At 57.8% G+C, this 19,444-nt stretch carries 15 protein-coding genes; 14 read left to right on the forward strand and 1 reads right to left on the reverse strand.

The genetic code is table 11. The annotated features are described in order from the left end of the window. Positions 1 to 315: 315 nt before the first annotated feature. The 7 genes from dctP to K3J57_RS00275 all read left to right on the forward strand — a co-directional run bounded on the left by dctP (position 316) and on the right by K3J57_RS00275 (position 8,164). Positions 316 to 1,314, forward strand: coding sequence for a TRAP transporter substrate-binding protein DctP (dctP, locus tag K3J57_RS00245; RefSeq protein WP_375542814.1), 999 nt, complete (start codon positions 316 to 318; stop codon positions 1,312 to 1,314). A gap of 193 nt (positions 1,315 to 1,507) precedes the next feature. Next, positions 1,508 to 2,080: a TRAP transporter small permease gene (locus K3J57_RS00250; RefSeq protein ID WP_259776330.1), complete on the forward strand. Its 573-nt coding sequence runs from the start codon at positions 1,508 to 1,510 to the stop codon at positions 2,078 to 2,080. Next, positions 2,077 to 3,366 carry a TRAP transporter large permease gene (locus K3J57_RS00255; protein ID WP_173486027.1) on the forward strand — a complete coding sequence of 430 codons (1,290 nt, stop codon included), beginning with the start codon at positions 2,077 to 2,079 and terminating at the stop codon, positions 3,364 to 3,366. The genes K3J57_RS00250 and K3J57_RS00255 overlap by 4 nt, the downstream gene beginning before the upstream one ends. Positions 3,367 to 3,891: 525 nt before the next feature. Further along, positions 3,892 to 4,851 carry a dihydrodipicolinate synthase family protein gene (locus K3J57_RS00260; RefSeq protein WP_259773694.1) on the forward strand — a complete coding sequence of 320 codons (960 nt, stop codon included), beginning with the start codon at positions 3,892 to 3,894 and terminating at the stop codon, positions 4,849 to 4,851. After that, on the forward strand, positions 4,842 to 5,774 hold the full coding sequence (locus tag K3J57_RS00265; RefSeq protein ID WP_259776331.1) for a 4-hydroxyproline epimerase: 933 nt from the start codon (positions 4,842 to 4,844) through the stop codon (positions 5,772 to 5,774). Before K3J57_RS00260 ends, K3J57_RS00265 begins: the two co-directional genes overlap by 10 nt. 83 nt (positions 5,775 to 5,857) lie before the next feature. Then, positions 5,858 to 7,102 (forward strand): NAD(P)/FAD-dependent oxidoreductase, encoded by a 1,245-nt coding sequence (locus K3J57_RS00270; RefSeq protein ID WP_259785673.1) that lies wholly within the window; start codon positions 5,858 to 5,860, stop codon positions 7,100 to 7,102. A 36-nt stretch (positions 7,103 to 7,138) separates the two neighbouring features. Next, entirely contained in the window at positions 7,139 to 8,164 is a 1,026-nt protein-coding gene (locus tag K3J57_RS00275) for a trans-3-hydroxy-L-proline dehydratase (protein ID WP_259796631.1), read from the forward strand. A gap of 33 nt (positions 8,165 to 8,197) precedes the next feature. Here K3J57_RS00275 and K3J57_RS00280 read toward each other — a convergent pair whose 3' ends face one another. Then, positions 8,198 to 9,202, reverse strand: coding sequence for an Ldh family oxidoreductase (locus K3J57_RS00280; RefSeq protein ID WP_259796633.1), 1,005 nt, complete (start codon positions 9,200 to 9,202; stop codon positions 8,198 to 8,200). Positions 9,203 to 9,372: 170 nt separating this feature from the next. Here K3J57_RS00280 and K3J57_RS00285 point away from each other — a divergent pair, with 170 nt between their 5' ends. The 7 genes from K3J57_RS00285 to K3J57_RS00315 all read left to right on the forward strand — a co-directional run bounded on the left by K3J57_RS00285 (position 9,373) and on the right by K3J57_RS00315 (position 19,336). After that, complete coding sequence (locus K3J57_RS00285; protein ID WP_259796635.1) at positions 9,373 to 10,053, forward strand: GntR family transcriptional regulator; 681 nt, start codon at positions 9,373 to 9,375, stop codon at positions 10,051 to 10,053. A gap of 129 nt (positions 10,054 to 10,182) precedes the next feature. Further along, a complete protein-coding gene (locus tag K3J57_RS00290) occupies positions 10,183 to 11,700 on the forward strand; it encodes an aldehyde dehydrogenase (NADP(+)) (protein WP_259796639.1) in 1,518 nt (505 codons plus the stop codon). 246 nt (positions 11,701 to 11,946) lie between these two features. Then, positions 11,947 to 13,569 (forward strand): thiamine pyrophosphate-binding protein, encoded by a 1,623-nt coding sequence (locus K3J57_RS00295; RefSeq protein ID WP_259793103.1) that lies wholly within the window; start codon positions 11,947 to 11,949, stop codon positions 13,567 to 13,569. A gap of 237 nt (positions 13,570 to 13,806) precedes the next feature. Next, positions 13,807 to 14,559, forward strand: coding sequence for a DeoR/GlpR family DNA-binding transcription regulator (locus K3J57_RS00300; RefSeq protein WP_259793108.1), 753 nt, complete (start codon positions 13,807 to 13,809; stop codon positions 14,557 to 14,559). An 83-nt stretch (positions 14,560 to 14,642) separates the two neighbouring features. Then, the gene (locus K3J57_RS00305; RefSeq protein ID WP_259796642.1) at positions 14,643 to 17,105 is read left to right on the forward strand and encodes a GcvT family protein; all 2,463 of its coding nucleotides are present in this window, start codon (positions 14,643 to 14,645) and stop codon (positions 17,103 to 17,105) included. 29 nt (positions 17,106 to 17,134) lie between these two features. Beyond that, the gene (locus tag K3J57_RS00310; protein ID WP_259796644.1) at positions 17,135 to 18,121 is read left to right on the forward strand and encodes a GlxA family transcriptional regulator; all 987 of its coding nucleotides are present in this window, start codon (positions 17,135 to 17,137) and stop codon (positions 18,119 to 18,121) included. Between the two features lie 195 nt (positions 18,122 to 18,316). Continuing rightward, on the forward strand, positions 18,317 to 19,336 hold the full coding sequence (locus tag K3J57_RS00315; RefSeq protein WP_259785697.1) for a putative 2-aminoethylphosphonate ABC transporter substrate-binding protein: 1,020 nt from the start codon (positions 18,317 to 18,319) through the stop codon (positions 19,334 to 19,336). Positions 19,337 to 19,444: the final 108 nt, after the last annotated feature.

The following is a 19,444-nucleotide window of genomic DNA, read 5'->3' on the forward strand; positions in this document are numbered from 1 at the left end:
AATGGGCGTCTTTCGCAAAACCGTGGTTGGCAGAGCGCATTCATTTCGCTTTGCGATGGATGATCTAATGTTTTTTGATTGTCTATTGGATTTTGGATACAATTAATCTATACGACCTCAATGACGCCGCGCGGAGGGGGTATTCGTCAAAACATGCAAGCATCATTCCTTGGCCATGATGGTCCGGCGGGTTCGTGACAAAACCGGTTGGATCACGCAGCGCCATGCATGTGCCCCTTTTATCCAGCGCACCAGAACATCGGTGCGGTCGCGCTGGCAAACGAGTTACACCTTCAAAATGAGGAGAAGTTGAAGATGAAAACGCTGATGAAAACCGTGGCAGCCGGCGCGCTGACGGTTCTGTCGACCACCGCTGCAATTGCAGATGACATCAACCTGCGCTTTGCGGGCGTGTTCCCGATTGACCACCAGGGCACCAAGATGATGGAACAGGTTGCCGCAGATGTGAACGCAGCCGGTGTGGGTCTGAACATGACCGTTTTCCCCGCCAACCAGCTTGGATCGGGTGAGGCCCTGTTCGAAGATGTGGCCCGCGGTAACATCGATTTCGCATCGGCATTCATCTATTCCGATACCGACCCGCGCCTGGAATTCCTGTCGATGCCCTTCCTGGTCAGCGGCTGGGATGACATGGACAGCGTGATGCGCAACCCGGAGTCGGAATTCAGCAAGATCCTGCAGGAAATCACCGACGAATACGGTGTGAAGGTAATTGCAGGCAACCCGGAAGGGTTTGTTGGCATTGTCGCCACCAAAGAGCCGAAGAACTGGAATAACTTTGACGAAAAAGGCATGAATATTCGTGTCTGGTCGTCGAATGTCGTGAAGTCGATGGTGGAAAGCCTGGGCTTCCAGGCCACCACCATGGCCTGGGGTGACATTTTCCCGGCGCTGCAATCGGGTATTGTGGACGGTGCCATCTGCTGCACCAAAACCGCGACCTATTCGATCTTCGCCAAATCGGATGTTGGCAGCTATTTCGTGGAATACAACACCATCCCCGAGCAGACCTTCTACTATGGTTCCGAGCGCACCCTGGCCAAGCTGAATGATGAGCAGAAAGCCGTGATCGAAGCCGCAATGAAGAAAGCTTCGGATGATTTCTTCAACTACAACCGTGAAAACGACGCAGCCTTCGAACAGAAGCTGGTGGAAAGCGGCTACACCATCCTCAAGCTGACCGATGAAGAGCAGGCAGCCATGGTTGAGCATGTGCGCACCAACATCTGGCCGTCGATGGAAAGCTCGGTTGGCAAAGAGGTGATGGACCGCCTGCTTGCAGCCGGAAAATAATCGCTGATGCAGGGGGGCCGGTGGCGCGCACCGGCCCTTTCTGTATCCAAAGTGTTTCCCCATGAACCTGTGCAGGTGTATGCGGAAACGCTGTGTAAGATCGGATGGGGGCGTTTCGGGTAACGAGGATGACAAATGTTATTCGAATACGGGTTCCGATCGGTAAAGAGATCACGAAAGAGGGAGGCGCAGCATGAATATTACAGATGAATTGCCGCGGGTGATCGGGGTGCCCATGAGATGGGCGATGGTGCTGATGAAGGTGATTGTCACCATTTCCGGGCTGTTGATGGCTGTCACCTTCGGGTTGGTTGTGGTCATTCGCTATGGGCTCAATGGTGACCTTTTCGCCTATGAGGAATGGTTGCTGGCCTTCAGCATTCTTGGCTTCTTTGCCGGGGCAGTTCTGGCGTCAGAGCGCAAGCTGCATATCAACGCAGACATTCTGGGGATCGTCATCACAAATCCGCGCACAATCTGGTGGCGCGGTTTTGTCGTTCTGGCGATTGAGCTGACCGTGACGCTGTTCATCGTTTATGCCTGCTATGTCTCGCTGGCAGATGATTTTTCCTTTCCGCGCCTGCGCGCCACACCTGCCCTGCGCATCCCGTTCGTGTCATGGCGCATTGCCATCATGATCGCCTTTGGCTTCATGGCGACTTTCTCGGCTGCCTATCTCTATGTGCATATCCGTCAGGGCCTGGGATTGCCGCTTAAATCAGACCAGAAAACACCCGCTGACCAGATCGAGGAGCAGGCATCATGATCATTGTTGGAAGTCTTGTCATCGTCTGCGCCATGTTGTTGCTGGGCGTCAGTGTTTTTGTCGCCTTCGGCACCGTGCTGATGTTTATTGCGCTGGTGGGCGACCAGTCCATTTCCGGCTATCTGCCCACAGGTTCGACCGGGATCCGCTCGCTTGTGCTTCTGGCCATTCCGCTGTTCATGATCGCGGGTGGCGTGATGGAGAAGGGGCGTATCGCCGCGCCTTTGGTGGCGCTTGCGGAGCTTTTCATCGGGCATGTCAAAGGGGGATTGAGTGCGGCGGCCGTGCTGGCCTGCGGTGTGTTCGGGTCAATCTCGGGCAGCGCAAATTCGACGCTGACCTGTATCGGCGGCATCATGATGCCGCATCTGAAAAAAGCGAATTATCCGGCAGGTCACTCGGCGGCGTTGATCGTGTCGGCAAGCCCGCTGGGCCTGCTGATCCCGCCCAGCTCGTCGCATATCCTTTATGGTTGGGTGGCGCAGCAGCATGTGCTGAAATGCTTCCTTTCCACAGTGATCCCGGCGCTGATCCTGATCACACTGCTGATCATCACCAACCAGTTCATGCTGCGCAAATATGATGACATCAAACTGACCGAACGACCCAACCCGTTTATTCCTGTTCTGAAGGCGCAGGGGCGGCTTGCCGGGCCCGCGTTGATGATGCCGCTAATCATTCTGGGGGGAATTTACGGCGGGGTCATGACGCCGACCGAAGCGGCTGGCATTGCCGTGGTGTATGCCATTCCGGTGGCGATCTATTTCTACAAGGGGCTGACCTGGCGCAGCCTGATGGAAACTGTGCAACGCTCGGGCATTACGATCGGTGTTGTCATGGTCATGATCTTCATGGTGCTGATCGTGTCGGATAACCTGATTGCACAGGGCGCACCGCAGGTGGCCAAGGATCTTGTCTATTCGGTATCAGATGATCCGATTGTCATCCTCCTGATGATCAATGTGGTGATGATCCTGATCGGGATGCTGATGGATGACATCTCGGGGCTTTTGCTGTCGACCCCAATCCTGCTGCCGATCGCGCAATCGGTTGGCATGGATCCGATCCATTTTGCCGCCGTGATCGGTGTGAATCTGGGTATGGCGAATATTACGCCGCCGACTGCGCCGCTTTTGTATCTGGGCGCGCAAGTGGCTGAGACGCCGGTTGCCAAGATGCTCTGGCCGACCCTGGTCTTTATTGTTTTCGCCTGGTTGCCCACGCTGATGCTGACCACCTTTGTGCCGCAACTGGCGCTGTGGTTGCCAAACCTGCTTTTGGGGTGAGCCTTTGAAAAATCGAAAAAAAACAAAAGCCGGCGTGGCAGCGCCGGCTTTTATGATTCTGAGGGTGAGAGCACGGGATCTGGTTTGATCATGAAAAAGCCAGAACCGACACTGTCACGATGGTCATGAGGCCAACCGCCACAAAGCCCACATAATGCAGGGCGTGGATCATGTTTTGTGCCATCCTCAGCTCCTTTTCTTTTTGAGGTGAATGCAGTTTCGTCCTGCTCCATTTAGGATGGGTGTTGCGCCATGAGAAGCTGACCATCTGCAAACCCGTTATGTGTTTTTTCGATAGCTGGCTGAGGAGCAGAGCGCGGCCAGAGCAGGTTTTCGGTTTTCTTTTGCGTAGCGTAAGAAAGTTATTGGATTTTGGATCCAATTTTGATATCCCCATGGGTATACAGGTTATTCCTTGAGGAAATCCGGCAAATGGATGGAATCACCGGGATGACAATGGAGGAATTCCCCTCTTCACCCATCACTTTCCTGGCCCAGTTGCCAGCCTGCAGACAGGAGCCCCTCATGTCGAATACCATTTTCACCGGCACCATGCCCGCCCTGATGACCCCTTGCAAAGAAGACCGCACCCCGGACTATGATGCGCTGGTCAAAAAGGGACGCGAAATGATCGAGGCCGGGATGTCCGCCGTGGTCTATTGCGGTTCCATGGGCGACTGGCCCCTGCTGTCGGATGAAGAGCGGATGATTGGCGTCGAACGTCTGGTCGAAGCGGGGTTGCCCGTGGTGGTTGGCACCGGGGCGATCAATTCCAAATCAGCCGTGGCCCACGCGGCGCACGCTCAGAAAGTTGGCGCTGCTGGCCTGATGGTGATCCCGCGTGTGCTGTCCCGCGGCACCTCGATCACCGCGCAAAAGAACCATTTCAAGGCAATCCTTGAGGCCGCCCCGGACGTGCCGGCGATCATCTATAACAGCCCGGTATACGGCTTTGCCACACGGGCCGAACTGTTCTTTGCCCTGCGGGCCGAGCATCCGAACCTTGTCGGGTTCAAAGAGTTCGGCGGCAAAGACGACCTGCGCTATGCGGCTGAACATATCACCAGCCAGGATGATCAGGTGACGCTGATGGTTGGCGTTGATACCGAGGTTTACCACGGCTTTGTCAATTGCGGCGCCACCGGCTCGATCACCGGGATCGGAACAGCTCTTCCGAAAGAGGCCCTGCTGCTTGCTGCCCTGTCGCAAAAAGCGGCCAAAGGCCACGCTGAAGCCCGCAAGCGGGCCCAGGAACTGGAAGAAGCCTTTGGGGTTCTGGCCAGTTTTGATGAAGGCACCGACCTGGTGCTTTACTACAAATACCTGCTCGTGCTGAATGGCGAAGAGGAATACCGCCTGCATTTCAATGAAACGGATGTGCTGACGGATGCGCAACGCAACTATTGCGAACAGCAATACGCTCTGTTTTGCAACTGGTTTGCGGATTGGAGCAAGCAAGGTGGGGTGATCGCTGAATGCATGTGATCGACAGCCATACCGGGGGGATGCCCACACGGGTGATCCTGAACGGCGGTCCGGACCTTGGGTCCGGGCCTTTGGCCGATCAGGCCCGGGCGCTCGCAACCGATCACGAAGGGTTTTATAAATCCGTCCTGCTTGAACCGCGCGGTCAACCCGGCATGGTCGGGGCCTTGCTGGTAGAGCCGCAGGACCCAAGCTGTGAGGTTGGCGTCATCTATTTCGACGCGGACGCGGTGTTGGGGATGTGTGGTCATGGCACAATCGGGCTGGGTGTCACGCTGGCCCATATGGGGCGTATCGGCATCGGCACACATCGGATAGAGACGCCCGTCGGTGTGATTTCGATTGACGTGCTGGACCCCAATACCGTGCGCGTCACGAATGTGGAAAGCCGCCGGGTCAGGGCGGGGATCACTCTGGATGTTCCGGATTACGGGCCGGTGACGGGTGACCTTGCCTATGGCGGCAACTGGTTTTTCATCGTTGACCCCAGCCCCTTGCCGGTGGACAGCGGTCATATCCGCGCGCTCACCGACATGACGATTGCGGTGCGCGAAACCTGCATCTCGCAGGGGGTATGTGGCGAAAATGGTGAGCTGGTTGACCATGTGATTTTCCAGGGTCCCTCACCGCGGGACGGGGTGCACAGCCGCAATTTCGTGCTGTGCCCGGATGATGAGTATGACCGGTCGCCCTGCGGCACGGGCAGCTCCGCCCGCCTTGCCTGTCTCGCAGCAGACGGTCGACTGGCGCCCGGTGATGAGATCGTGCAGGAAAGCGTGATCGGCAGCCCCTATCGGCTCTCTTATCAATCCGGACCCAACGGGGGGGTTATTCCCACTCTCACCGGTCAGGCATTTGTGATGGCCGAAGGGACACTCCTCTTTGATGAGAAGGACCCCTTTAAGGCAGGTATTTACCTGTAGCTCTGCCGGGCGGTTTTGTCGCCCGGCCACCCCAATTGACACAGGACCATACCGGGCCGTCCCGGATCATCTGAGAGGCAGAGATGGATAACACACGTGACATTGTGGTCATTGGCGCCGGGATCATCGGGATCAGCACCGCGTTGGAGTTGCTGAACCGCGGGCAGAACGTCACGGTGATAGATCGTGAGGGTGTGGCAGAAGGGGCGTCAAAGGGCAATGCGGGCGCATTTGCCTTTACCGAGATCGTGCCGCTGGCCACGCCGGGGATCATGCGCAAGGCGCCCAAATGGTTGCTTGACCCGCTTGGCCCGCTGTCGGTTCCTCCGTCATACGCGTTGAAAATCGCCCCGTGGATGTTGCGGTTCTGGCGGGCGAGCTGGCAGGACCGCTATCTGGCCTCGCTCTCGGCGCAATCAAAGCTGATGGATCTCAGCCGGGCCGCCCTTGAACGCCAGATCAAGGATGTTGATGGTGAGGGGTTGATGCAGCGCGAGGGGCAAATCACGCTTTATGAAACTGCAGCCGAGTTTCAGGCGAGCCTGCCCCAATGGGAACTGCGCAAGGCCCATGGCATCCCGTTTGAGCTTCTGGAAAGCCCCGAGGCGATTGCTGATATTCAACCCGGTCTGAGCCGTCAATTTACCCATGCGGGCTATACCCCCACCTGGATGAACACGGTGGATCCCGCCGGTTGGACCCGGCATCTGGCCGCGCAGTTCGTGGCGCGCGGGGGTGAGATTCGTGTGGCAGAGGTGACCGATCTGGTGTCCTCGGAAAGCGGTGTGGAACTGACCCTGCCCGACGGGCCGCTGGTCGCACAGAAACTGGTGGTGAGTGCGGGGGCCTATTCGCATCAGCTTGCCGCCCGGCTGGGGGATCGTATCCCGCTTGAAACCGAACGCGGTTACAACACGACCCTGCCCGAGGGGGCATTTGATTTGCGCACCCATGTCACCTTTGGCGGTCATGGCTTTGTGTTGTCGCGGATCAATGGCGGGGTGCGTGTTGGCGGGGCGGTGGAACTGGGTGGGCTCAAGCTCAAACCCAATTACAAGCGGGCTGACACCCTGCTGGCCAAGGCCAAACGCTTTGCGCCGGGGCTTAACGCCGAAGGGGGCACGCAATGGATGGGGTTCCGCCCGTCCTTGCCTGACAGCCTGCCCGTCATCGACCGTGCCCCCGGCGCGCCCCGCGTCATCTATGCCTTTGGGCATGGGCATCTGGGCCTGACACAATCCGCTGGCACGGCCGAACTGGTGGCGGATCTGGTCATGGATCGCCCCAGTGAATTTGACTTGCGCCCATTCCGGGCCGCGCGGTTCTGATCGGAACAGCCGAACGACTTAGAAAAGGGAAATCCCATGCGCAGCAGCAAAACCATTCATGTCATTTCGGCCCATGCCGAGGGGGAGGTCGGAGACGTGATTGTCGGTGGTGTCCTGCCCCCTCCGGGAGAGACGCTCTGGGACCAGCGCCGCTTTATTGCCGAAGACCAGACCCTGCGCAATTTTGTCCTGAATGAACCGCGCGGCGGGGTGTTTCGCCATGTGAACCTGTTGGTGCCGCCCAAACACCCCGAGGCCGATGCCGCCTGGATCATCATGGAGCCGGAAGACACGCCGCCCATGTCCGGGTCAAACTCGATCTGCGTGTCGACCGTGCTTCTGGACGGAGGGTTGATCCCGATGCAGGAGCCGGTGACACATATGGTGCTGGAAGCGCCGGGTGGTCTGGTGCGGGTGCGTGCGGACTGCAAAGATGGAAAGGCCGAGCGGATCTATGTGCAAAACCTGCCAAGCTTTGCCGACAGGCTGGATGTGCAGCTTGAGGTCGAGGGGCTGGGCACACTGACCGTGGACACTGCCTATGGTGGCGACAGTTTTGTGGTGGTGGATGCCGCGGCGCTTGGCTTTGATATTGTCGAAGAGGAAGCCAAGGAGATTGCGCAGCTCGGGGTGAAAATCACCAATGCTGCCAATGAGCAGCTGGGGTTTCATCACCCGGAAAACCCCGATTGGTCACATATTTCGTTCTGTGCCTTTTGCGGGCCGCTGAGTGAGACCGAAACCGGCCTGACCGGAAAGTCTGCCGTGGCGATCCAGCCCGGCAAGGTGGATCGCTCACCCACCGGCACGGCGGTGTCTGCCCGAATGGCGCTGATGGCGGCGCGTGGTCAGATGACAAAAGGGCAAAGTTTCGAGGCCGTTTCAATCATCGGCTCGCGGTTTGCCGGGCAGATCGTTGGCAGCACCACGGTTGGCGGTCGCCCGGCGATCATCCCGGAAATATCGGGGCGTGGCTGGGTCACCGGCATTCACCAGCATATGCTTGACCCGTCTGATCCCTGGCCCGGAGGGTATCGACTGCGCGACACCTGGGGGGCCTAGCCCCCGCCTTTCGAGGATTGGCGGGGAGGCAGCTCATGCTTTCAGCGCCAGAAGGTCCTGATAAAGCGCGTCTGGAATCTCCACATACCCCCGCTCAAGATTGCGGGCGCGGGCCGCGAACCTGCGTTGTGAGGGAAGGCGCGCGCCCTGATCAATAATATCTGCAAACAGCCGTTCGGCGCGGGCATCATTTTCAGCCACGCGGCCATTGCTGAAATGGGCGGGGTCAAAAGCCAAAAGGATCTCTCCGTGATAGGGTGCGCCACCTGCCCCATTGGCAAAATCCATGCTTTCCTTGCTGGTCAGGTCGTCAATCAGCGGGCCTGCCAAGAGTTCAATCATGATTGACAGCGCGGATCCCTTGTAGCCCCCGAAGGTGAGCATCGCCCCGTCCATCGCCGCCTCCGGGTCAGTGGTGGGGGCGCCGTTCCTGTCGATGGCCACCCCGTCCGGCAGCGGTTTCCCAGCGCGTTTGTAAAGCTCGATCTCGCCGCGCGCAAAGCCGCTGGTCGCGAAGTCAAAGGTGAACGGGGTTTTGCCAATTCGTGGCCAGGAAAATGCGATCGGGTTGGTTCCAAGGCTGCCGCGGGTGCCGCCCGCAGGGGCCACCCAGGCATGGCTGGGCACCATGGCCAAAGCCGCGAGCCCTTCGGAGGAAAGCCTTTCCACCTCGGGCCAGAGGGCTGAGAAGTGGAAGCAGTTGTTGAGCGCCATTGCGGCCATCCCGTGCTTGCGGGTTTTTTCAATCAGCAGGGGCAAGGCTTTTTCAAACGCCAAAAGGGACATGCCGCCACGCGCATTCACGCGGACAACGGCGCTTTCCGTATCGCTGAGTTCAGGTGCCACATGCCCATCAATCTGCCCTTGCGCCATGGTCTGCGCGCACATGAACAGACGAAACAGCCCGTGGGACTGGCAATCGTCCAACTGACAGCGATAGAGCATTTCGGTGATGGCGCGGGCATGGTCCGGGCCATAGCCCACATGCGCCAGGACGTCCTGACACAAGGTTTTAACGTCCGCCAGTTTCAGCTGCATGATTGCGGTTCCCTGTTTCTGAGCGTATAGGTTTATCTTCTTGGTGGATATTGGATACAAAAAGAGCATCCTTCCCACAATCCTTATTTCGGGTTTTCCGGCGTGCACCGAAGTGTTTATAGATAATTGAGTGGTTTACATCCAAAATACAAAATCCGCAGGGGGGGCATATGTCTGGGAAAAGAGCAGTGGTGAAGCAAAGCTTGCCCGAGTTGATTGCGAATGACCTACGTGAACGGATCCTCAGCGGTGAACTGAAAGAAGGCGAGGCAATCCGGCAGGAGCTGCTTGCAGACGAATATGGCGTGTCGCGCATGCCAGTGCGGGAGGCGCTGAAACGGCTCAGTGCCGAAGGGCTGGTGATGTGGGAAAACCATCGCGGGGGGTCTGTCATCAAGCATTCCTTGCGGGAAATCGGTGAGATTTTCGATCTGCGGATGCTGATTGAGGTGGATCTGTTCCGCCATTCCATTCCCGCGATGACCGAGGGTGACTTTCTTCGGTGCGAGAAGCTGCTGGATGAAATGGCGGTCTCTTACCAGGATGATGATGTCAGCCGTTGGGGCAAGCTGAATTTCGACTATCATTGTGCGCTATATGCCGCTGCGAAGCGCCCGCTGTCAGAAGAAATCCTGGCCCGTCTCAGTGTGCATTCGGATCGGTATGTGCGGATCCATCTCAGTGTGATGAAGCAACGCGAACCGGCGAAGGAAGAGCATCGGAAACTGTTGGAACTGGCGAAATCGGGTTCTGTGGATCAGGCTTGTGCTTTGCTTGAACGCCATATCGAGCGCACCAAATCCTCTTTGTTGGAATTGATTGCAGCGCAACGCGCGGCTGAGGAAGGGTAACTCGGGTTCCTGAGGGGGCGGAGGGAATGAGGCTTGCAGCGTTCCTAAAATTGGATACAATATCCACTAAATGCACCGCGTGCGTCCCAATCGGGCCGTTCGCCACTTAATCTGCTCACGGGAACACAAATGACGATCTTCAAACCGCATGGAAAACACCTTATCGCCGGCAGCTGGACAGATGGGGATCAGAGCTTTGCCTCCAGCCCGGCCCATGGTCCAAGCCATGACTTTGCAGTGGGGCGCGTCGCGGATGTGAATGCCGCCGCACAAGCCGCCGAAACTGCATTCTGGAGCTTTGGCTACTCCTCTCGCGAAACCCGCGCCGCATTCCTCAATGCGATTGCGGATGAAATCGAGGCGCGGGCCGAGATGATCACCGAAATCGGCGCCCAGGAGACCGGTCTGCCTGAGGCGCGCCTGCAAGGGGAGCGGGGCCGCACAACCGGCCAGTTGCGCCTGTTTGCAGACCATATCCTGCAAGGGGACTATCTGGACCGACGTCATGACCCGGCTTTGCCAGATCGTGCGCCCCTGCCGCGCCCGGATCTGAAAATGGTGCAACGCCCGATTGGTCCGGTTGCCGTGTTTGGTGCCTCCAATTTCCCTCTGGCCTTTTCGACGGCGGGAGGGGACACCGCAGCGGCCCTGGCGGCAGGCTGTCCGGTGGTGGTGAAAGGCCACTCGGCCCATCCCGGAACCGGCGAAATCATTGCGGAGGCGATCCATGCGGCGATTGCCAAATGTGACCTTGATCCCGGTGTGTTCAGCCTGATCCAGGGCGGGGATCGCGCCGTTGGCGCCGCTTTGGTGCAGCACCCGTTGATCAAGGCGGTCGGCTTTACCGGGTCGCTTGCTGGCGGGCGGGCCCTGTTTGATCTTTGTGCCGCCCGCCCGGAGCCAATCCCGTTCTTTGGTGAGTTGGGATCCGTCAACCCGATGTTCATTCTGGATCATGCTTTGGCAGACCGCGGAGAGCAGATCGCCACGGGCTGGGCAGGGTCGCTCAGCATGGGAGCAGGGCAATTCTGCACCAACCCCGGGATCGCCATCCTGCGTGCAGGACCAGAGGCAGAAGCCTTCACCGCAACCGCCCAGACCGCGCTGGCCCAGGTTGGTGCGCAGACCATGCTGACTGACGGGATCGCCAGCGCCTATCGCGACGGCCAGCAACGTGTCGCGTCCACAGCAGGGGTGCAGGAAGTGCTGACGAGCATGTGTGATCAGCGTGATGCGACCCCCTATCTTTACAAGACCATGGCCAAGACCTGGCTTGCAAACGAGGCTCTTGCAGAAGAGGTGTTTGGCCCGCTGGGGGTGATTGTCGAAGTCGACTCCGTGGAGGAGATGCGCGAGATTGCAATGAGTCTGCAAGGTCAGCTGACATGCACTTTGCATATGGATGACGCGGATATGGCCAGCGCCCAATCCCTCATGCCCATCCTAGAGCGCAAGGCAGGCCGGGTGTTGGCCAATGGGTTCCCGACAGGTGTGGAAGTGGCAGATACGATGGTGCATGGCGGGCCTTACCCTGCCTCGACCAATTTTGGCGCAACCTCGGTCGGAACTTTGTCGATCCGGCGTTTCCTGCGGCCTGTGTGCTATCAGAACATGCCTGATGCGCTGGTGCCGGAGCAAGATACCTGACGCGGAAAAGATCACGCCCGAGGGTCACCCCTCGGGCTTTTTTCTGAGCCCTTTGGAAGCCGAGCCGCCTCTGTTTGGTCATCGAGAGCCATTTGAGGATAGGCTTGCTGTCTTCATGCGCAAAAAATCCGTAAATATTGGAAAATGCGCGTAAGATGCGCGTAAAAGACTCCTGTGAAGCATCCTTTGCGCAGTCTTTGCATGGTGTCCTCAATATACTTGCATGACGCGCAACAGGAGGTTCCCATGGCTCAGAAAATCTATGCCTATCAGTCCATCGCCCGTGCTTTGCACGATCACGGTGTTAAAACCATGTTCGGCCTGATGGGGGACGCTAACCTTTTCATGGTGGATAGTTTTGTCCGTGAATGTGAGGGGCAATTTGTGCCCGCAGCACATGAGGGAAGCTCGGTCCTGATGGCGCTGGCTTTTGCGCAGGTTGCGGAGAAGGTGGGGGTGGCCACGGTGACCCATGGCCCGGCTTTGACCAACTGTGTGACTGCGCTGACAGAAGGGGTGCGGGGGCAGATCCCGATGGTGCTCCTGGCAGGAGATACGCCGGTTTCGAACCCACGCCACCTGCAAAGCACGGATCAGCGCGAGGTGGTGAAAACCACTGGTGCCGGGTTTGTCCAGCTGCGGGCACCGGATACGATTGCGGCTGATGTGGATCGGGCGATTTACCGTGCCCAGGTCGAGCGCCGCCCAATTGTCCTGAATATGCCTGCCGATTTCATGTGGCAGGAGGTAGAGCATGAACAGCGCGTGCTGGATGTGTTCACAGCACCCGGCGGGGTTGCTGAAGGGGAAACGCTGGATAACGCAATCGGTATGGTCGCCTCGGCCCGCCGTCCGATGATATTGGCGGGTGCGGGTGCAATCCATGCCCGTGATCAGATCATCCGCCTGGCTGATCGGCTGGAAGCTCCGGTGGCCACAACATTGAAGGCCAAGGGGCTGTTCAAGGATCACCCCTACAACATGGATATTTTCGGCACACTTTCGACGCCCGCCACTTATGAGGCGATTGCAAAGGCCGATTGCATTCTGTGCTTTGGCACCAGCTTGCATGATTACACCTCGGATCGGGGGGCGCTGATGAAGGGCAAGCGCGTAGTGCAGGTTGATGTGTCGCCAGAAGCGATCGGTCAGAGCACCCACCCACATGCGGCTCTTGTTGCGGATGCGGCCTTGACGGCTGAAACCATTCTCTATTGGCTCAACGAAGCTGAGGTCGCCCCAAGCGGTTTTACCCAGAGCCTTGATCCGGCTGCCCTGACCCATCATCCGGTGGGGCCGAACAAAACCGCTGATGGCTGTGTGAATTTTGTCCATGCGCTGGCGCGTCTGGAAGAGGCGCTTCCGCATGATCGGGTATTGGTGACGGATGGCGGGCGTTTCATGACGGAGGTTTGGTGTCGGATCTCTGCCCATGATCCGCAAAGCTTTGTTGTGACAGCGAATTTTGGCGCCATCGGGCAAGGGTTGCAGGAGGCCGTGGGGGCCGGTGTCGCCGCGCCTGACCGGCCTGTTGTGCTGTTTACCGGGGACGGTGGCTTCATGATGGGGGGCATCAATGAGTTCAACACCGCGGTGCGCCTTGGTCTTGATCTGATTGTGATCGTCGCCAATGACAGCGCCTATGGGGCAGAGCATATCCAGTTCCTTGATCGCAAGATGGATCCCGGTTTGTCCGAATTCCAGTGGCCGTCTTTTGCGGCATTGGCGACGGCGTTGGGTGGGCGTGGAATTGAGGTACGCTCAGACGAGGAGCTTGAGGCGGCCATCTCGGCTATGGAAACGCGTGCCGGACCGACACTGGTTGAGTTGCGTCTGGATCCCCACGATGTTCCCCGGATGCGGTTCTGAACCCGTTCCAGACCTAAAGGGAAGATGGCGAGAGGGGGAAAGGGCGCGCGTGAGCGCTTTTCGACGAGGTTTGATTGCGGAGTTTGCCTGCAATTGTCTGGGTCTCGCCCGCACAAGTTGACAGACATGGTTTGCATGGGGAAAGCGACCGGGTAAAGATGGTCAAATGCCAGGTGGGGCTGGACCGCGCTTGCAGAATTTGGCAATATTTGGCGATTGAAACCTTGGAGAACGGCCATGCTTCCTTCAGAACGCCATGCGATCATCCTGCGAGAAGTAGAGCGTCAGCCCGCTGTTTCCATACGGTTCCTGACAGAAAAACTGGGGGTCTCACGCGAAACGGTTCGCAAGGATATCGAGGTTCTGGCGGAAGCGGGTGAGCTTAATCAGGTGCGCGGTGGCGCCACGAGCCTGCGCAAGCATGAGCCGCCCATGGCGGACAGATCTCAGACCAACCCGGATGGAAAGAAAAAGATCGGTCTGCGCATTGCGCAGCTGATCCCGGATGGGGCCAGCATCATCATTGACAGTGGGTCAACCACCTTGGCCGCAGCGCATGAGCTGGCTCATGCAAGGAATAATTTATCTATTTATACCAATGATTTGAATGTAGCGTTGGTTTTGGCCCCAAAGGCTGACGTGACACTGCTCGGCGGGCGTTTCAATGCTGCGGAAAATGCGACGATGGGGCTTGATACGCTTGATCACCTAAGTCGGTTCCATGCGGATTTTTCACTTGTCGGCACAGGGGGAATTTGTGAACGCGCACTGTTTACCGATTTTTCTCTGGAAGCGGCCAACTTGCGCCACTTGATGATGGAGCGGGCCCAGCATCCGCTGATCCTGGCGGATCACAGCAAGTTTGGTGTGGTGGGGCAGGTTGGACTGAAGCCTTTGCCCGCGTCCGTTTCAGTTGTGGTCGACAAGCGCCCAACAGGAAAACTGGCCGAGGCTTTGGCGCAGCAGGGGGTTGGTATTATTTTGGCGTAAATGCCAAAATAAGAAAACATTTGCCAAATATTGCAAAGCGTCGCTAGGGTGAGGTAACGAATCCCTACGCATGGAGCGATGCAATGGCTGACACGACCCTTCCTACCTCAGCGCAATATGTCATTATCGGGGGCGGCATTGTCGGCTGCTCGGTTGCTTACCACCTGACCAAGATGGGGCACAAAGATGTGGTCCTGCTGGAGCAGGGGCAGCTGAGCTGCGGCACCACCTGGCACGCCGCCGGTCTTGTTGGTCAGCTGCGCAGCCAGCCCGCAATGACCAATCTGATCCGCTATTCGACTGAACTTTATTCGCAGTTGGAACAGGAAACCGGCCTGGCCACCGGCTGGATGGAATGTGGATCGGTTACCGTGGCGCGCACGGATGATCGGATGACCATGCTGCTACGCACCGCCGCCGCCGCCCGTGCGCAGGGCGTTGAGGTTGAGGTGATCACCCCTGAGCAAGCCCAGGAAAAATGGCCCGTGATGCAGGTGGATGACGTCAAGGGCGGGCTGTGGATGCCCGGTGACGGCAAGGCCAACCCCACCGACCTGACCCAATCGCTGGCCAAGGGCGCGCGTATGGGCGGGGCCAAGGTGATCGAAGGTATCAAGGTCACGGATGTGCTGACCAAGGACGGTATTGTCACCGGGGTTGAAACCGATCAGGGCACCATTCAGGCCGAGATCGTGGTGAACTGCGCTGGTCAGTGGGCGCGCAATATCGGCAAGATGTGTGGCGTGAACGTGCCGCTGCACTCGGCCGAGCATTACTACATCGTGACCGAACAGATCGAGGGCGTGAACCCCGACCTGCCCGTGCTACGTGACCCGGACGGATACATCTATTTCAAGGAAGAAACCGGTGGTTTGGTGATGGGCGGGTTTGAACCCGACGCCAAACCCTGGGGTATGGACGGGATCCCTGAAAACTTCTTCTTCCAGCTTCTGGAAGATGATTGGGACCAGTTCGAGATCCTGATGGAAAACGCGCTGATCCGGGTGCCAAAAATGGCCGATACCGGTGTGCGTCAGTTCTATAACGGCCCGGAAAGCTTCACCCCCGACAACAACTATCTGCTGGGCGAAGCGCCTGAACTGAAGAACTTCTTTGTGGGGGCTGGCTTCAACTCGATGGGCATCGCAAGTGCGGGCGGCGCCGGGCGGGCGCTGGCGGAATGGATTGTCGAAGGGGCGCCGACCTCAGACCTGTTTGCCGTCGACATTCGCCGCTTTGCCAACTTCAACAACAACCCGACCTGGCTGCATGACCGGGTAAAGGAAACGCTGGGTCTGCACTATGCCATGCCCTGGCCGAACCGTGAGCTGGACACCGCGCGTCCGTTCCGTCGCTCGGCGCTTTATGATCGGTTGGCTGCGAAAAACGCCGTGTTCGGATCGAAAATGGGCTGGGAGCGGGTGAACTATTTTGCCGCGGATGGTGAAGAACCAAAAATCGAATACAGCTTCGGTCGCCAGAACTGGCACGACAATGCGGGCAAGGAACACAAGGCCACCCGCGAGGCGGTGACGCTGTTTGACCAAAGCTCGTTCTCGAAACTGCTGGTGCAGGGGCGTGACGCCTGTGCTGAACTGAACCGGATCTGTGCCGCGAATGTGGACGTGCCGGTGGGGCAGACGGTCTATACTGGCTTGCTGAATGAACGCGGTGGATACGAATCCGACCTCACGGTGCTGCGCCTGAAAGATCAGGAGTTTATGCTGATCACCGGGTCCGCCCAGACCATTCATGACGCGGACTGGATCCGTAAGAACTTCAGCGATGATGCGCATGTGTTCCTGACCGATGTGACCGCCGCCTGGTCGGTGTTGTCGGTGATGGGGCCGAAATCGCGCGATGTTTTGAAAAAGCTGACCAAGGCGGATCTGTCCAACGCGGCCTTCCCCTTTGCCACGGTGCAGGAGATCGATCTGGGCTATGCCACGGTGCTCGCCAACCGCATGACCTATGTGGGCGAACTGGGCTGGGAACTGATTGTGCCGGTCGAATTCACCGCGGGCGTTTATGACGATCTGATGCGCGAAGGGGCCGAATTCGGCATGATCGACGCGGGCTATTACGCGCTGGAAGGGCTGCGGATCGAAAAAGGCTTCCGCGCCTGGAGCCGCGAACTGACCCCGGACATCACGCCGATCCAGGCTGGTCTGAACTTCGCGGTGGATTACGACAAGCCCGGCGGGTTCATCGGCAAAGAGGCATTGCTGGCGGCGAAGGAAGATCCTGACCACCTGAAAACCCGCATCGTGCAACTGGTGCTGGAAGATGGCGATGCCCAGCTTTGGGGCGGCGAGGCCGTGCTTTATAACGGGGTCGAAATCGGCGAAGTGCGCTCGGCCGCTTACGGTCACACGCTGGGGGCTTCGGTCGCGCTGTGTCAACTGGATGCGCCGGAGCGCGCCACTGCCGACTTTATTCGCGCTGGCACGTTCCAGATCGACCTGGCCGGTGTGAAATACGCCGCCACCGCCCATCTGCGCACGCCCTATGACCCGAAAGGGGAGCGCACCAAAGCGGACGGGTAATTTGCCCGCCAACTGACGGGGGACATGAGATGAAACATGACCTTGCTGAACTGAAACCTGTACAGAAAGTCACCACAATTGGCTTTCTGTGCCTCGAGGGGTTCCCTCTTGAGCAGCTGTCTGTTGCGCTGAACTACCTCAAATCGGCCAATCAATTTGAAGCTGGCCCGCTGTTTCAAACCCGTGTGGTTTCTTTCATGGGGGGAGAGGTGGAAAGCTGCTGTGGGCTGCGCGTGCAGACGCGTATGATCGAGAGTGAACCCCAGCCCTTTCAGTTTCTGTTTGTGTTGGGGGGCGTTGCCCGAAGCGAGGACAATAAAGCTGCATTGCGGCGATGCCTGAGGATGCATTTGGACGGTGGCGCTGTTGTGGCCGTCATTGATGGGGCCGCTGTTCCTGTTGCGAAAACCGGAGTTCTGAATGGCGTCGCAATATGCATGTCGCAGCAGGTTTGCGCGATATTGGAGGAGGATTTCTCTGACATCACTGCGCTTGGCCAGGCATCTCATTCCGAAGGGCGTGTGTGGTCAGCGGATGGCGGGTTTGCGCTGTTGAATCTGTTGTCAGATGTTGTGTTTCGGTCCTCAGGGCAAGAGGTGCGCGCAGAGCTGGACAGGCGGTTTCTTCATTTTCAGAGAGGAGCAGCGCGGCGTGGTGCATCCAGAATTGACCCCGCATACCGTGGTTCCGCTTTGACCGGTGATGGGGTTGTGGACAAGGCAATTGAGCTTATTCGCCAGAACCTCGAACGGCCCGTTCTGCTGACGCAGATCGCGCGCGATGTTGGGATATCCTTGCGTCAACTTGAGCGAAAATTTCTTGGTGTCACAGGATTGTCACCTAAAGCTTACTATATGGCCGAGCGATTGGAACGCGCTGACATGTTGATCAGAGGAACGAGTTTAACAATGCCGGAAATTGCTTTGGCCTGTGGTTTTGGTTCCTATTCGTCCTTTTCGCAAAGGTATCGCAAAAACTTTGGCGATACACCAATGCGACGGCGGGCGTCGATGTGAGTTCTGTAAGTTTGTGTTTAAAAACAGGGGTTTATCCCTTATCGGTCGGTGTTTGTTTTGGCTATAGGCAAAACTTATGATGTTGTAGGTTTAATCGACTTTTCTTGTTGATGAAACATGCGACACTGCCTGTGGTTACTGATGATCGTGAAGAATCCAGAGCCTGGTTTGAAAGACCAACAGAGGAGAAATGAAATGAAACGTAAGGCATCCCTTCTTGCTGCTGTGGCAGCGGGTGCATTGATGGCCACAAGTGCTGTGGCTGAAACTGAACTGACTGTTTACACGGCGGTAGAAGCGGAAGATCTGGCCCGCTACGCTGAAAAGTTCAACGAATCCCACCCTGATATCAAGATCAACTGGGTGCGTGACTCGACCGGGATCATCACCGCCAAACTTCTGGCGGAGCGTGACAATCCGCAAGCTGATGTTGTCTGGGGGTTGGCGGCCACGTCGCTTCTGCTACTGAAATCCGAAGGTATGCTGGAACCCTACGCTCCTGCCGGGGTGGACAAGCTGGACGCAAAATTCGTTGACGGTGACAACCCGCCTGCCTGGGTTGGCATGGACGCCTGGGTGGCATCGGTTTGCTACAATACGGTCGAAGCCGAGAAAAACGGGCTGACCCCGCCGACATCGTGGAAAGATCTGACCGACGCTCAGTATAAAGGTCATGTGATCATGCCGAACCCGAATTCCTCGGGCACCGGTTTCCTTGATGTGTCCAGCTGGCTGCAGCTGTTTGGCGAAGAAGGTGGTTGGGAATACATGGACGCGCTGCATGAAAATATTGCGCGCTACACGCATTCCGGCTCCAAACCCTGCAAACTGGCCGCCGCTGGCGAAATTCCGATCGGTGTGTCCTTTGCGTTCCGCGGTGCCAAGTCGAAAGCTGCAGGTGCGCCGCTGGAAATCATTGTGCCGAGCGAAGGTGTCGGCTGGGATATGGAAGCCACTGCGATTGTTGCGGGCACCGATGATCTGGAAGCCGCACAAAAGCTGGTTGATTTCTCGGTCACCAAAGAAGCCAACGAGATGTATAACTCGGGCTATGCGGTCGTGGCGTATCCGGGTGTCGCCAAGCCGGTCGAATACTTCCCTGATGGCCTGTTGGATGCAATGATCGACAATGATTTCGAATATGCAGCCAACAACCGCGCAGCAATTCTGAAAGAATGGCAAGCGCGTTACGACGGCAAATCCGAAGCCAAGTAATGCTGGCCTGATCCGGGGGGCCGGTTTGCCCCCCGATCTCACTCCGCCACTCAAAAATTTTGCGTTCAACGCTTGCTGCAATGTCCGGTCGGGCTGGCGGTTGGCGTT

The organism is Aliiroseovarius crassostreae (assembly GCF_025137635.1).
Lineage (GTDB): Bacteria > Pseudomonadota > Alphaproteobacteria > Rhodobacterales > Rhodobacteraceae > Aliiroseovarius > Aliiroseovarius crassostreae.

What these genes read in the sequence shown, in the direction of transcription:
- K3J57_RS00305 (WP_259796642.1), top strand. Translation starts at nt 14,643, where the DNA reads ATGGCTGACACGACCCTTCCTACCTCAGCGCAATATGTCATTATCGGG.
- K3J57_RS00270 (WP_259785673.1), top strand. Translation starts at nt 5,858, where the DNA reads ATGGATAACACACGTGACATTGTGGTCATTGGCGCCGGGATCATCGGG.
- dctP (WP_375542814.1), top strand. Translation starts at nt 316, where the DNA reads ATGAAAACGCTGATGAAAACCGTGGCAGCCGGCGCGCTGACGGTTCTG.
- K3J57_RS00315 (WP_259785697.1), top strand. Translation starts at nt 18,317, where the DNA reads ATGAAACGTAAGGCATCCCTTCTTGCTGCTGTGGCAGCGGGTGCATTG.
- K3J57_RS00255 (WP_173486027.1), top strand. Translation starts at nt 2,077, where the DNA reads ATGATCATTGTTGGAAGTCTTGTCATCGTCTGCGCCATGTTGTTGCTG.
- K3J57_RS00300 (WP_259793108.1), top strand. Translation starts at nt 13,807, where the DNA reads ATGCTTCCTTCAGAACGCCATGCGATCATCCTGCGAGAAGTAGAGCGT.
- K3J57_RS00295 (WP_259793103.1), top strand. Translation starts at nt 11,947, where the DNA reads ATGGCTCAGAAAATCTATGCCTATCAGTCCATCGCCCGTGCTTTGCAC.
- K3J57_RS00285 (WP_259796635.1), top strand. Translation starts at nt 9,373, where the DNA reads ATGTCTGGGAAAAGAGCAGTGGTGAAGCAAAGCTTGCCCGAGTTGATT.
- K3J57_RS00265 (WP_259776331.1), top strand. Translation starts at nt 4,842, where the DNA reads ATGCATGTGATCGACAGCCATACCGGGGGGATGCCCACACGGGTGATC.
- K3J57_RS00260 (WP_259773694.1), top strand. Translation starts at nt 3,892, where the DNA reads ATGTCGAATACCATTTTCACCGGCACCATGCCCGCCCTGATGACCCCT.
- K3J57_RS00310 (WP_259796644.1), top strand. Translation starts at nt 17,135, where the DNA reads ATGAAACATGACCTTGCTGAACTGAAACCTGTACAGAAAGTCACCACA.
- K3J57_RS00250 (WP_259776330.1), top strand. Translation starts at nt 1,508, where the DNA reads ATGAATATTACAGATGAATTGCCGCGGGTGATCGGGGTGCCCATGAGA.
- K3J57_RS00290 (WP_259796639.1), top strand. Translation starts at nt 10,183, where the DNA reads ATGACGATCTTCAAACCGCATGGAAAACACCTTATCGCCGGCAGCTGG.
- K3J57_RS00280 (WP_259796633.1), bottom strand. Translation starts at nt 9,202, where the DNA reads ATGCAGCTGAAACTGGCGGACGTTAAAACCTTGTGTCAGGACGTCCTG.
- K3J57_RS00275 (WP_259796631.1), top strand. Translation starts at nt 7,139, where the DNA reads ATGCGCAGCAGCAAAACCATTCATGTCATTTCGGCCCATGCCGAGGGG.